This is a genomic window from Streptomyces sp. NPDC102270 (genome assembly GCF_044766405.1).
Classification (GTDB): domain Bacteria; phylum Actinomycetota; class Actinomycetes; order Streptomycetales; family Streptomycetaceae; genus Streptomyces.
Map to the genome: position 1 here is coordinate 224,557 of NZ_JBIWLX010000007.1, position 13,381 is coordinate 237,937.

At 69.3% G+C, this 13,381-nt stretch carries 12 protein-coding genes; 3 read left to right on the forward strand and 9 right to left on the reverse strand.

From position 1 onward, the window contains the following. Positions 1-79 precede the first annotated feature (79 nt). The 3 genes from ACIRP7_RS16185 to ACIRP7_RS16195 form a co-directional block, all read right to left on the reverse strand. Complete coding sequence (locus tag ACIRP7_RS16185) at positions 80-856, reverse strand: ABC transporter permease (protein WP_403658951.1); 777 nt, start codon at positions 854-856, stop codon at positions 80-82. Further along, a complete protein-coding gene (locus tag ACIRP7_RS16190; protein ID WP_403658955.1) occupies positions 853-1,842 on the reverse strand; it encodes an ATP-binding cassette domain-containing protein in 990 nt (329 codons plus the stop codon). The genes ACIRP7_RS16185 and ACIRP7_RS16190 overlap by 4 nt, the downstream gene beginning before the upstream one ends. Before the next feature lie 185 nt (positions 1,843-2,027). Then, positions 2,028-2,618, reverse strand: coding sequence for a PadR family transcriptional regulator (locus tag ACIRP7_RS16195; RefSeq protein ID WP_403658958.1), 591 nt, complete (start codon positions 2,616-2,618; stop codon positions 2,028-2,030). Positions 2,619-2,862: 244 nt separating this feature from the next. On the opposite strand from ACIRP7_RS16195, the gene ACIRP7_RS16200 reads away from it, so the two are divergent. Continuing rightward, positions 2,863-4,389 carry an amino acid permease gene (locus ACIRP7_RS16200; RefSeq protein ID WP_403658961.1) on the forward strand — a complete coding sequence of 509 codons (1,527 nt, stop codon included), beginning with the start codon at positions 2,863-2,865 and terminating at the stop codon, positions 4,387-4,389. A 49-nt stretch (positions 4,390-4,438) separates the two neighbouring features. Here ACIRP7_RS16200 and ACIRP7_RS16205 read toward each other — a convergent pair whose 3' ends face one another. After that, entirely contained in the window at positions 4,439-5,032 is a 594-nt protein-coding gene (locus ACIRP7_RS16205) for a GNAT family N-acetyltransferase (protein WP_403658965.1), read from the reverse strand. A 1,526-nt stretch (positions 5,033-6,558) separates the two neighbouring features. Here ACIRP7_RS16205 and ACIRP7_RS16210 point away from each other — a divergent pair. Both ACIRP7_RS16210 and ACIRP7_RS16215 read left to right on the forward strand, forming a co-directional pair. Further along, positions 6,559-7,641 carry a hypothetical protein gene (locus ACIRP7_RS16210; protein WP_403658968.1) on the forward strand — a complete coding sequence of 361 codons (1,083 nt, stop codon included), beginning with the start codon at positions 6,559-6,561 and terminating at the stop codon, positions 7,639-7,641. 99 nt (positions 7,642-7,740) lie between these two features. Then, positions 7,741-8,685 (forward strand): RluA family pseudouridine synthase, encoded by a 945-nt coding sequence (locus ACIRP7_RS16215; protein ID WP_403658971.1) that lies wholly within the window; start codon positions 7,741-7,743, stop codon positions 8,683-8,685. A 15-nt stretch (positions 8,686-8,700) separates the two neighbouring features. On the opposite strand, the gene ACIRP7_RS16220 is transcribed toward ACIRP7_RS16215, so the two are convergent. The 5 genes from ACIRP7_RS16220 to ACIRP7_RS16240 form a co-directional block, all read right to left on the reverse strand. Next, complete coding sequence (locus ACIRP7_RS16220; protein WP_403658974.1) at positions 8,701-10,167, reverse strand: cytochrome P450; 1,467 nt, start codon at positions 10,165-10,167, stop codon at positions 8,701-8,703. Positions 10,168-10,294: 127 nt separating this feature from the next. Then, positions 10,295-10,915 (reverse strand): GTP-binding protein, encoded by a 621-nt coding sequence (locus tag ACIRP7_RS16225; RefSeq protein WP_403658977.1) that lies wholly within the window; start codon positions 10,913-10,915, stop codon positions 10,295-10,297. After that, positions 10,896-11,318 carry a DUF742 domain-containing protein gene (locus ACIRP7_RS16230; protein WP_403658980.1) on the reverse strand — a complete coding sequence of 141 codons (423 nt, stop codon included), beginning with the start codon at positions 11,316-11,318 and terminating at the stop codon, positions 10,896-10,898. Before ACIRP7_RS16230 ends, ACIRP7_RS16225 begins: the two co-directional genes overlap by 20 nt. Continuing rightward, the gene (locus ACIRP7_RS16235; RefSeq protein ID WP_007380839.1) at positions 11,315-11,722 is read right to left on the reverse strand and encodes a roadblock/LC7 domain-containing protein; all 408 of its coding nucleotides are present in this window, start codon (positions 11,720-11,722) and stop codon (positions 11,315-11,317) included. The genes ACIRP7_RS16230 and ACIRP7_RS16235 overlap by 4 nt, the downstream gene beginning before the upstream one ends. Beyond that, entirely contained in the window at positions 11,719-13,308 is a 1,590-nt protein-coding gene (locus ACIRP7_RS16240) for a sensor histidine kinase (RefSeq protein WP_403658983.1), read from the reverse strand. The genes ACIRP7_RS16235 and ACIRP7_RS16240 overlap by 4 nt, the downstream gene beginning before the upstream one ends. Between the last annotated feature and the right edge of the window lie 73 nt (positions 13,309-13,381).

A 13,381-nucleotide genomic window follows, 5' to 3' on the forward strand; every position in this document is an offset into this window, starting at 1 on the left:
CGCGAAAGGGCGGCACCTTCGAAGGTGCCGCCCTTTCGCCGTGTCCGGAGTCGATGTCCGGAGTTGCGTCCGGCAGGGGTCACACCGACCGCTGGTACGACCGGAACGTCCGGATCGACAGCCACACCGCCACGACCGCCAGCCCGAGCAGCGCTCCCCCGCGGCCCAGCACCACGCCCCAGTCCGGGTCCGCGGACAGGGCCGAACGGCCCGCCACCATCGCCCAGTTCAGCGGGTTGAAGTCGGCGACGTGCCGCATCCAGGAGGGCATCTGCGAGGGCGCCATGAAGGCGCTGGACAGGAAGGTGAGCGGGAGCAGCAGGAAGGTGTTGATCCCGATGATCGACTCCCGCTCCCGCACCAGCATGCCGAGCGCGTTGGACAGCGCCCCGAAGACGGTGCCCAGCAGGACCGAGGCGAGCACCAGGACGGCGACTCCCGCGATGCCGCCCGGGTAGTCGGCGCCCCCGAGGAGCCCGAGCAGCACGATGACCACCGACTGGAAGGCGGTGACGAGGCCGTTGTTGACGACGTTGCCGTTCATCAGCGCTGCCCGGCTCACCGGAGTGGTCAGGAAGCGGTTGAGAGTGCCGCGCTGGATCTCGTCCAGGGTGGTCATCCCCGCCCACATGTTGGAGCTGAGCGCGCTCATCACGACCACCCCCGGGACCAGGTAGTCGAGGTACGAGGTGGTGCCGAAGCCACCGAGCTCGACGACCTTCCGGAAGAGGCTGCCGAACAGGAACAGCCAGATCACCGGCTGGATCAGAGTGATGACGGCGAACGCGGGCTGCCGTACGAACACCATGAGTTGACGCTGCGTCATGTACCAGGTCTGGGAGACGGCCATGCTCATCGGGCACCCACCAGGTCTTCGGCATCGGAGTAACGGCGGCCCGCGTAGCGCAGGTAGACGTCGTCGAGGGAGGGGCGGGCGACGGTCGCGGTGGCGACCTTGACCCCGGCCCGCTCCAGCGCGGCGAGCAGGGCGGGTACGGCGGCTGCCCCGTCGTCGGCGCGGACGCTGACGCGGTGTCCGTCGGCCAGCACCTCGTGCACGCCCGGCACCCCGCGCAGGGCGCCGGTCAGCAGCGTGCGCCCGGCGTCGCCGAGCGGTTCGCGCAGCTCCACGTGCACGGCGTCGCCGCGGAGTTCGCCCTTGAGCGCGTCCGGGGTGCCCTCGACGACGATCCGGCCGCGGTCGACGACCGCGACCTTTTCGGCGAGCCGGTCGGCCTCTTCGAGGTAGTGCGTGGTGAGCAGGATCGTCAGCCCCTCCTCCCCCGCGAGCCGCGCGATCTCGTCCCACATCGCGGTGCGGGCCTCGGGGTCGAGACCGGTGGTGGGCTCGTCGAGGAAGAGCACCTCGGGGCGGTGCACCAGGCCGAGGGCGACGTCGAGCCGGCGTCGCATGCCGCCCGAGTAGCCCTTGACCGGACGCCGGGCGGCCTCGGTGAGCGTGAAACGCTCCAGGAGCTCGTCCACCCGCTGGTCCAGGGCGGCGCCTCTCAAGCCGTAGAGCCTGCCCTGGAGCCGGAGGTTCTCGCGGCCGGTGGCGACCGGGTCGGCGCCGGAGCCCTGGGCGACCACCCCGATGGCCCGCCGGACCCGGTCCGGGTGGCGCAGCACGTCGTGGCCGGCGACGGTGGCCGAGCCGGAATCGGGGCGGGCCAGGGTGGTGAGGATCTTGACGGTGGTGGACTTGCCGGCGCCGTTCGGGCCGAGCAGACCGAAGACGCTGCCCCGTTCGACGACGAGGTCGATGCCGTTGAGGGCGGTGACCTCACCGCCGTAGGTCTTGATCAGTTGACGCGCCTCGATCGCGGGCGCACGGGTGTTCATGGCAGGTGCTCTCCTGGTGAATGACGACTGATCCGCTGGAGGAGCACCGGGCTATCCTGGGTGTGCCGCACCTCGATCGCCTGGATGTGCCTCAGGGCGGATTCAGTTCGGGGTTCGAGGCCCCGGCGGGCTGCTGCAACAGCCGTGCCGGGGCCTGTTCTCGTTCAGGTCACGGTTCGTTCAGGTCATGGTTCGTGGAACGCCTTCCATTCCTCGATGCCTGGCAGCGTGCCCTTTCTGAGCTCGTCGAGGAAGCCGCGGACCCACTGCGCCTCCGCCTCGATCATGTGGAGCTGGAACTCGTTCTCCACGAGGAAGAGCCGGGGCAGCGTCTCGTACAGCTTCTCCAGCGCGCCCCGGCCGCTCGCGATCTGCACCTCCAGAGCGTCGAGCCGCTCCTTCAGCAGCGTCACCACGTCGTCGGGGTGGAGCACCCCGAGCAGTGAGAGCGCGGTCTCGAAGATCGGGTACTCCTTGGCCGGGAAGGCGACCAGGTCCGACATCCACTCGGTGGTCTCCTGGCGCCCGGCCGCGGTGATGCCGTAGACGGTCCGCTCGGGCCGGTTGCCCTGCCGCTCCACGTCCGTGACCTCAACGAATCCATGTTTCTCGAGGTTCTGCACGACCGTGTAGAGCGAGCCGTAGTTGATCTTCGTGCTGGAGTCCTTGCCCTGGCGGCGCAGGGTCTGGGCGATCTCGTAGGGATGCATGGGCTTCTGCCACAGCGTCGCCAGCACGGCGAGCGCCAGGGGGTTGCGGAGCTTACGACGCCCCATGATTCACCTCGCATCCGAATATCCGTAGGCGAACATATCGCGACCCACGAGAACCCGTCAATAGACACGATGTATCGCGTATAGGCGGTCCGCGCAAGCACGTGAGGACTTGGGCTCCGCGCCGACACGGCCGCGTCACGCACCCGAAACAGCTTCTCCCTAATTTCTGTCACCCGACAGGAATTCAGCTGCCGCACCGCTGTTCCGCGCTTCCGCCCTCATGCCGCCGAAGGCAGGTACCGCCGTGACGACGACCAGTCCCTCCGACGTCCGTCCCGATCCTCCGCACTCCCCCTCCCCCGACGACCGGTCCCTCACCGAGTTCGGCTACTCCCAGGAGCTGCACCGCAGCCTGGGCCGGTACGCGTCCTTCGCGGCGGGGTTCTCCTTCATCTCGGTCCTGACGACCGTCTTCCAGTTCTTCGCCTTCGGGTACGCGTTCGGCGGCCCCGTCTTCTTCTGGGCCTGGCCGGCGGTACTGGTCGGGCAGCTGCTGGTGGCCGCCTGCTTCGCGGAACTGGCGGCCCGCTACCCCCTCTCGGGCGCGATCTACCAGTGGTCGTCCCGCCTCTCCAACGCGACCTTCGGCTGGTTCGCCGGCTGGATCATGGTGATCGGGCAGATCGTCGTGGTCGCCGCGGCGGCGCTGGCCCTGCAGATGGTGCTCCCGGCGATCTGGTCGGGCTTCCAGCTGGTCGGCACCGACCCGGCGCCCACCTCGGCGGACGGCGCCGCCAACGCGGCCGTCCTCGGCGTGATCCTGCTCGTCCTGACGACCCTCGTGAACGTCGTCGACAACCGGGTGATGTCCCTGATCAACCGGGTCGGCGTCACCGCCGAGATCATCGGTGCGGTCCTGATCATCGTGCTGCTGCTGACCCACTCCGAGCGCACCCCGAGCATCACCTTCCACACCACGGGCGCCGCACAGAACGGCCTGTTCGGGGCACTACTGGTGGGCTCGTTCACGGCGGCGTACGTGATGATCGGGTTTGACAGCGCGGGCGAGATGAGCGAGGAGACCCGCAACCCCCGGCGCACCGCACCCCGTACGATCCTCACCGCACTCGCCGCGGCCGGCGCGCTCGGCGGCCTGATCGTCCTGGCCGGCCTGCTCGCCGCCCCCAGCCTCACCGACGGCCATCTGTCGGTCGACGGCCTCAGCTACGTCCTCACCAGCAGCCTCGGCGACGGTGTCGGCAAGGCTCTGCTGGCCGACGTGGTGGTCGCGATCGCGGTGGCCACCCTCGCCATCCAGACCGCGGCCTGCCGCATGCTCTTCTCCATGGCCCGCGACGGCCAACTGCCCTTCGCGGGCCGCCTCGCGCGCGTGAACCCCCGCACGGGCATGCCCACGGCCCCCGCTCTGGTCGTCGGCATCCTGGCCGCCGCCCTGCTTCTCCTCAACTTCGCCTCGCCGGAGGCGTTCCTGGCGATCGGCACGACCTGCATCGTGATGCTGTACCTGGCGTACGCGATGGTCACGGGCCCCTTGCTGTTCCGCCGGGTGCGCGGCGAGTTCTCCTCGTCAGGCACCGACGAGGAAGGCGCCCGCCTGTTCTCCCTGGGCCGCTGGGGCATCCCGGTCAACGCCCTGGCCCTCCTCTACGGCCTCCTGATGACCGTCAACCTGGCCTGGCCCCGCGCCGAGGTGTACGACCCGGCGGGCGGGCACTGGTACTTCCAGTGGTTCACGGTGCTGTTCCTGGCCGCGACGCTGGCGGTGGGCGTGACATGGCGTGCACTGCGCGGGCGTACGCCGGCGCCATGACCGCGGGATGACTGCGGGGCTCGGGAGCACTCAGCTGCCGGCCCCTCGGTCACCCCGTACCCGAGTCACCCCGCACACGCGCGTGCAGATGCATGTCGTGCCAGCCGTCCGGGTGCAGAACCGCACTCCGCTTGGTCCCTTCCAGGACGAAGCCCGTCTTGGTGGCGACACGGCACGACGCCTCGTTACGGACGGCGTGCATGAGTTCGAGACGGTGGAACCCGACCTCGTCGAGAGCCCAGCGGGACAGGGCGACCGTGGCACGCGCCGCGACCCCCCGCCCCCGGGCTCCGGCGGTCGTCCAGTACGCCATCTCGGCCTGCCCGTCGCCGAGATGGATCTCACGCAGTGCCACGCGGCCGAGCAGCAGACCGGTGCCCCCGTCGACCACGGCCCACTGAGCGGTCTGCTCCCTCGCCCAGGCCTCCCGCCACTCCTCGATCCAGCCGCCGACCTCGTCCACGGAGTCGGCGGCTCGGGCGTGCCACTGGCGCATCACCGGGTCCTGGAACGCGGCATGGACCGCGGGAGCGTCCTCGGCTCGCCAGGGACGCAGGAGCAGTCCGTCACCGGTGGGGAGGGTGGGCTGAGCGGTGCTGGAGAGGGTGCCGGGTGCGAGCACCGGGCCGGTGAGGTACGGCATGACCCGCATCCTGCCAATCGGGCGAGGCCCGTCCCAACCGGTTTTTTCCCTCACCGACGATGAGACACAGCAACTCGGAACCCATCCGCGCGCGACCGCTGTCCACGCCCCGGCCGCTGGGACCGGACGTACTGGCCCCGCGGCGAACTTGCTTCCCAACTGCCGCAAACGAGGGTGGTACCCGCGGCGCATCGGTGGCCTGGAATGCGCGGCCGTGCATCCGGCGGCCAGGGGATCCGCTCCGTGCGCCGGGGCTGCGCCCCCTTCCCCGCGGCCGGAAATCGTCGCATGGTGCGAAGTGGTGGGCTGTCAGGGTGAATTGCGGGCATGAGCGGTGTCGCACCCGGGCCCGTGAGGGTGGTGGCCGAATGCCTGCGACGGTCGGCGGGGGGCCTCGGAAGCGTGTCGCGCGTAAGGCGCGGACGCGGTCGGTACCGTCGGCGTGGCCGTGTACCCGTGCGAATCCACCGGCGACGAACGCCTGCCTCTTACCGACCGGGCCGCCCGGAATGTCGCCGCGAACAACGGCCCGGCCTGTGCCCTGTGCGCCCCTCGCAGCCGTCCCCCACGGTGCCTCGCACCAGCTCCAACTCGCCCCGGACAGTTGACGAAACCCACGGTGGCACTGGAAGGTAGTGATGATCCACGACCTCGCCTCCGACAATGCTGTCGTGGCGGTGGTGGCCACCGATCCCACGTACCGTCCGGCTGCCGCCGCGCAGACCACGGCCGCCTGGAGCGCAGTTGACGAGGCCGGGTTCGTTCGTGCACGAGTTCAGCCGCGCTGCGGGCGCAGCGTACGGAACACAACGCGTAGTTCATGGACTTCGTCGGCTCCGCCGCCACCCGGAGGGCATCATGCATGTGTCTGCTCCAGGCGAGTCGCCCGGGCCGTTCCACTGATCGGGCACGCACACCTCGCTCGGCGCCCGTCACCCTGGCCGTGACGCGCGCCCCCTCGCATCCCGCGTACCCCCCGGAACGCCTTTCGATTCCGTGTCCTACCCAAGCCGAAGGACCTGAGAAGGACTGGCCATTCCAGGTCTTGAATACGCGACGGGAGATCAGCACGATGAGTATTACCTCGTTCTCGATATCTTACGCATGGACGTACAACAGGGGGCCTTATTCCGGCCTTTCATCACACGAGGCGATTCACAAGCAGATGCGCACCAGGGGAGGCGGGCTCCGGGCAGAGGGAGCGTCAAGTGAGTGACCTGGCGGGCCTGACAGGCGCCCTGAGCCCAGTAACCCCTGGTCAGGTCATACCGATCCTGGAACCCGCACACTGGCGGAGTTCGGTTGGCTCTCTTCTTTCCGACCCTCGTGCCACGGCCTTGTCCGGAATGCTCTGCCATGCGATCGACGCGGAGACCGCCAACGGCAGTCGATCCGTGCTGAGGTCGCCCAGCTCGCATCTCGATGCGATCCGGTCCCCCGCCCTGCGGGCAGTGCGTACCCTGCTGCGGCGTGATCAGCGGCAGGTGAATTGGCAGACACTGCTCGGCAGGGATACCGGTGGGCTGTTGACCGTTGCCTGCGACCGGCTGATGCGCAACTCGGAGAGCCCCCCACTGATCGACGTACGCGGGGAGCTCTCCGTCGACCGAGCCCAGCAGTGGTGCCGACGGGCCGTAGGCCGTACGGCTCCGTACTCCTTCGCCATGGAAATGGCGGGGCTCTTCACCGCTCTGTGCACCGCGCCCGAATGGAGCACTGCTCTCGAAGCCAGGACCACGTTCCTGTGGGGCGTGCTGGCGGGAATCAGCGAGTACTACGCGGGAACCACACCACAGGTCCAGGAGATCGGCCGACTCGCGCGGGAGGCGGTGGCCGCGTCCCAGCAATGCGTGCGGTTACTCGGGGACGAGGGCGAACTGGTGGTCGCCGCGCAAGTGGAGTGCGGCGCCGTTCAGCTCGTCGACAATCTGACCGGAATCCTCCAACTTCCTGATCTGTTCGGCCCCGAGGAGTACATCCGGATCAGGGGCGCGGACATCGGGGTGCACATCTACACCGTCCAGGACGACCGCTCGGAGCGTTTTCGGGAGATCGTCGATGAGACCACGATGGTTGCCGTGCTCGCTCATGACCTGATCGACCAGGGGCGTGACGCCGAGAACGGCAACCGCAACAATTTGGTGCTGCGGCTGCACGACAGCGGTCAGCTCTGGGACATCCTGGAGGTCTGCCTGAGCCACACCTGCGCTGTCGGGGGCGAACAGTGGCAACGCGTTGTCGCGGGTTTCGTTGTGGGCACATGCCTGTACGCACGAGGCGGCCGGGAGCGGGTGCACGACGGCACCGAGACGATCGTGCGCAAGAAGCTCCGGCCGAGCATGGAGTGGACGTACGCGCCCCGGCTGGCTGAGTACTTCTCACGGGCCGGATGCACCTGCACGGACCAGGCGGAGCCCGTCAACGTCGGGCCGGCACTCGACAGGCTCTACGCCGGCAGCTCGACGATCGTGCGGGGCTGGCTGCGCGACCGCTGGGATGCGCACTTCGGTGTGGCAGACCTCCAGCGGCTGGCCCTCGCCTGCGCGTCAGCCGTACGAGACCGGAGCACATTGTTCTCCGGCCGGAACGGAGCAGAAGTGATCCCATGAGCCCGATCCCTCGGTACTGTCGGTGCGTGAGCCCGGGAGGTTCACCCGTGGGAGGCGACTGAGCCTCTCCCTCGGTACCCGGCCGTACGCTTGATCGTGATGAGACGCCGTACTCCGCCCCCGCCCTCCCCCCTGCCGCAGCGCGACGGGGTCGATCCGGTGCGGGTACGGCTGCCGCCCGGTGATGCCTGGCCGACCGTGCGGGATCATCTCGTGGCGCGGCTCGCGGCCGGGGCCGAGATGATCGACGGGATGCTGGAGGCGGGGCAGATCGTGGATGCCTCCGGGCATCCGGTGCCGCGGGACATGCCATACGCGCCGGGGATGTTCGTGTGGTTCCACCGGGACCTGCCCGCAGAGGAGCGGGTTCCCTTCCCGATCGACGTCGTCTACCGGGACGAGCACCTGGTGGTGGCCGACAAACCGCACTTCCTCGCCACCACCCCGCGCGGCAGTCATGTCGCCGAGACGGCCCTGGCGCGGCTGCGGCGGGATCTGGCCATCCCTGCGCTCGGCGCCGCGCACCGGTTGGACCGGCTGACGGCCGGCCTGGTGATGTTCACCGTGCGTCCCGAGGAACGCGGCGCTTATCAATCCCTGTTCCGGGACAGACGGGTGGCCAAGGAGTACGAAGCCGTGGCCCCCTACGACCCGGCACTGGCCCTTCCCCGTACCGTGCGCAGCCGCATCGTCAAGGAGCGCGGAGTCCTGGCGGCCCACGAGGTCGACGGTGAGCCCAACGCCGTCAGCCGGGTCGAGTTGCTGGAGCACCGGGGTGAGCGCGCCCGGTACCGGCTCACACCGGGTACCGGGCAGACGCACCAGCTGAGGGTACACATGAGCGCTCTGGGGGTGCCGATCCTCGGCGACCCCCTCTATCCGGTGGTCACCGCTCCAGTGGCGCCCGGCGACTTCCGGCGTCCGCTCCAACTGCTGGCGCGGACGATGGAGTTCACCGATCCGGTCACCGGACGTGAGCATCGCCTCGTCAGTCCGCGCGTGCTGCGGGCCTGGTCGTCGTATGAGGAGTGGGCGACCGGATAGCAGGGTGCCCTCGGCTCATTCGCCGCGCCACCAGCGCAGCAGGCGCTGAAAGGCCCCGGGACGCCTGACCGGTTCGGGCGCGGGTTCGGGGACCGACACGCTCGGCTCCGGAGCGGCTGGCTTCTGGGGCAGAGGCGTGCTGATCTGCCAGTCCCTGGGGCGTGGCGACGGCACCCGGTGCGCCGGCCGCGCCATGACGTCCTGCTGGGGCTTGGGCAAGAACTTCACCGGCAGCTCCACCAGATGCCGGTTGGAGAGCGTCTCCTCCCACTCCAACGCCTCCTCGTCGCAGGAGAGTTCAGCATCGGGAAGCCTGGTCAGCAGCGCGTCGACGCCGACATCGGCGATGGCACGGCCGATGTCCTGACCCGGGCACTCGTGGGGACCACCGCTGAAGGCGAGGTGGGAGCGGTTGCCCTGCATGTTGGCCTTGGTGTCGGGACGGACGCGCGGATCGACGTTGCCCGGCGCGATGCCCAGGATCAGGCCGTCACCCTTGCGGATGTGCTGACCGCCCAGTTCGGCGTCCTGCTTGGCGAAGTAGCCCAGAACGGCGCTGAAGGGCGGCTCGTCCCACATGGACTGCTCGACCGCCTGAGGCACCGTCATCTGGCCGCCGTTGAGCTGCGCACGGAACCGCGGATCAGTGAGCACCACCCGCAGCACATTGGCGAGGAGGTTGGCGGTGCTCTCGTACGCGACGATCAGGATCAGGCGCAGGTGCTGGCTGACCTCTTCGTCGGTGAGCCTCGCCGGGTGGTTGATGAGATGGCTCGTGAAGTCGTCCTCGGGTGCGGCCCTGCGACGGGCGGTGAGCCGAGTGAGGACGTCCATGATGTAGGCGTTGCTCTCGATGGCCGTCTCGGTGCCCTTGGGCAGGTCGCGGGCGGCCTCCACGATCCGGTCGTTGTACTCGTCGGGCATGCCGAAGATTTCGCACATCACCATCATCGGCAGACGCTCGGCGAACTGGCTGACCAGATCGGCCCTGCCCTGCTCACAGAACTCGTTGACGAGGTGCTGGGTCGCGCGGTTGATATGGCGGCGGACACCCCGGTGGTCGATGGTCGAGATGGCGCCGTTGACCGCGCCACGCAGCCGCAGGTGCTCGTCGCCCTCGGCATGTGAACAGAGGGGCTGCCAGGCGAGATGCGGCATCATCGGGTGAGTCGGCTTGACCGTGCCGTCCTGCATGGGTGTCCATAGCCGGGTGTCACGGCTGAAGTGCGAGGGCGTGCGCACCAAGTGCATGTTCTCGCTGTGGCCGAGCACGACCCAGATCGGCACGTCGTCGTGAAGCAGCGCTGGAGCCACGGTTCCGTGTTCGGCGCGGAGTTCCTCGTACACGGCACCCAGATCCTCCGCACCGGGTCCGTACAGCCGGCGCAGTCCGCCGACGCCGATGCCGTGCGCGGGGCAGCCTGGGGGCGGGGCGCCCGCGGGGTCGTACGTACCGGCCGGGGAGAAGGATTCAGGCGTCACGATGGTCGCTCCGGAGCTGAGGTCGATCTGGTCTGGAGAAAGTCATGGGCTGTCCCGGCCCGAGCGGTTCGAGAGGGGCCGGGAGCGTCGGGGAGGTCAAGCGGCGACGGCTCTGTGGGGACTCGCCTCACACAGGCGCCTTCTCCACCGCCAGCGAATGAAGGAACTGCAACAACGTCATCAGCACATCCCGGCTCGACGCCCGCCGTCGCGCGTCGCATTCGAGGATCGGGATCTCCTCGCTCAGGTCGAGCGCGCTGCGCAGGTCCTCGATGGCGTGGCGGGGGCCGTCGGGGAAGGTGTTGATGGCGACGACGAAGGGCACGCCGCGTTCCTCCAGGCGGTCCATCACGTCGAAGCTGACCTCGAGGCGTCGGGTGTCCACCAGGACCACCGCGCCGAGTGCGCCTTCGAACAGGCCGTTCCACAGGAACCAGAAGCGCTCCTGGCCCGGGGTGCCGAAGAGGTAGAGGACCAGCTGGTCGGTGATGCTGATGCGGCCGAAGTCCATGGCCACGGTGGTGGCCGTCTTGGTCTCGGAGCCGTAGTTGTCGTCGACCCCGATGCCGGCCTGGGTCATGGTCTCCTCGGTGGTCAGCGGTTTGATCTCGCTGACCGAGCCGACCATGGTCGTCTTGCCGACGCCGAAGCCGCCGACGATGACGATCTTCACCGCGGCCTCGGCGGTCTGGGGCAGGTGGTCCTCTGTTCGCGGACCGGGGATGGTGTCAGAGCCTTTGAAGTCCATGCATCACCGCTTCGAGGAGGGAACGGTCGGCCAGCGCCTGGCGGATCACCGGGGCGCGCGCCGTCACCAGTTCGGCCGTCAGCAGCTCGGTGAGCAGGACGGTCACCACGCTGAACGGCAGGCTGAGATAGGCGGACAGCTCGGCCACGGACAGGGGGGCCGTGCAGAGCCTGAGCAGCGCCGCCTGCTCGGGCGTGGCGGAGGGCGGCGGGTCGGCGTGCGCCACGATTAAGGTGACCAGGTCGAGTTCCGAGCGCTCGACTCCGTCGGGGCCGGTGATGACGTACAGCCGCTCGGGGTTCTTCTTCGGTCCCTCGGGTGGGTCCTGGCCCTCCTGCGGGGGTGGCGGGGTCGGTTCCGGACCGGCCTTGGGGAATCGCCGTCGGCGTTGCGGAGGAGTCATACGGTCTGCCCGTTGCGCCGGGGCGGGCTCGTCAGGTGCGCGCCGATGCGGACGACCAGATCGCTCATACGGGCGCTCATGTGGCCGGGTTCGGTGATGATGTCGGAGAGCACCGCGAGGTAGGCGTTGGGGCCGGCGGCCATCAGATAGAAGTAGCCCCCGTGGATCTCGATGAGGACCATCTTCATCTTGCCGTCACTGCCGGGGATCTCCCCGGCCACGGCGCCCGCCAGGCTCTGCAGGCCCGCGCAGGCCGCGGCGACGCGGTCGGCGGTGTCCGGGTCTCCGCCGTGCCGGGCGATGCGCAGCCCGTCGGCGGAGAGCACCACGATCATCTGGATGCCCGGTACGCCTTTGGCGAGGTCCTGGAGCATCCAGTCGAAGTTGCCTCGCTGCTGGATCACTTGAGGTTCCCCTCGTCTTCGGCCTCGGTACGGGCCGGTTCGTCGGTCGGCTGGGTGACTGCGGAAGAGGTGGGCCGCTTGAGGCCGTCCATGAACGCCTGGACCCACAGGCCCGGCGGGGTGTCGTCGGGCTTCGGCTCGGGCTCGGGCTCGCGCTTGGCCGTCGACCAGATGGTCGGGCGGCCCTCCCGCTCGGCGCGCTCGATCTCGGCCTGCTCGGCGTAGCGCTGGGTGAACGAGGTCTTGACCCGGCTGCGGCGCTGCGGCAGCCCGTTGGCCGTCCACTCGGTGACCTCGGGGACGTCGTCCTCCATGGACACCGGCGTCGTGAACTTGGGGCTGGTGGGCCGGCGCTTCTTGATCGTGCGCTTGGGGCCGGGCAGGGCGCCGAGTTCGGCCTTGGGCACGGCGGTGGCGCCGATGCCGTGGGCGAGGCCGACGCCGGGCTCGTCGGTGAGCATGTCGCTGGGCACGACGAGGATGGCGCGGACGCCACCGTACGCGGAGGCGCGCAGGGAGACCTGCATGTCGTACGCGGCGCACAGGCGGCCCACGACGGCGAGGCCGAGGCGCGGCGACTCGCCGAGGTCCTGGAGGTCCACGCCGGCCTTGGCCCGCTCCAGCATGCCCTCGGCCCGCAGCCGGGCCTCCTCGCTGAGGCTGACGCCGGCGTCCTCGATCTCGATGCAGACGCCGGTCTGCACCTCGGTGGCGGTGACGTGCACCTTGCTCTGGGGCGGCGAGTAGCGCGTGGCGTTGTCGAGGAGTTCGGCCGCGGCGTGGATGACCGGCTCTACGGCGGTGCCCTTGACGTTGACCTTGGCGATCGAGGAGAGGTCGATGCGCCGGTACTCCAGGATCCGGGACATGGCACCGCGCAGCACGCTGTACAGCGCGACGGGCTCGGGCCACTGTCGACCGGGGCGGCCGCCGCCGAGGACGGAGATGGAGTCGGCAAGCCGGCCGATCAGCGCGGTGCCGTGGTCGATGCGCAGGAGGTCGTCGAAGACCTCGGGGTTGCGGCCGTGGTCCTCCTCCATCTCCCGCAGTTCGTTGGCCTGCTGGTGGACGATGGCCTGCACGCGCCGGGCGATGTTCACGAAGGAGCGCTGCGCGGCGTCACGCATGATCTCCTCGGTGTCGACGATGGTGAGCACCGTCTTGAGCAACCGGATCTGCGCCTCGGGCAGGTTCGCCCACGCGGGGTCGAACTCACCGAGTCGGCGAATCACCTCTCCGGGGGAACTTCCGCGGCGCAGCCAGTCCAGCGCGGCGGGCGCGATCTCCTTGGCGAACCGGATCATGTCCTGGTCGTGGTCGGCGATGCGCTGCTTCAGGTGGGCCGTGTGTTGGATGTGCTCGAGTCTCTGGTCACGCAGTTCACGACCGCGCCGTACGGCCTCGGCCGCCACCGCGATCACCAGCAGCGTGGCGATCGCACCGCACCAGCCGACAGCGGCCCTGGCGGGCTGCTGCACCAGCGCGACACCGGCCCCGGTCGCCGCGGCCATGACTATGGCGGGGAGCAACAGCACGCGCGCATACGGCAGTTCACGGCGTCCTGGGGGGGATTGAACACTCACCATGTGGGCCCTCTGAGACGTATCGACGGGGAGTCGCACATATAGGGAACAAGCGCACGAATACACATCAACTCGG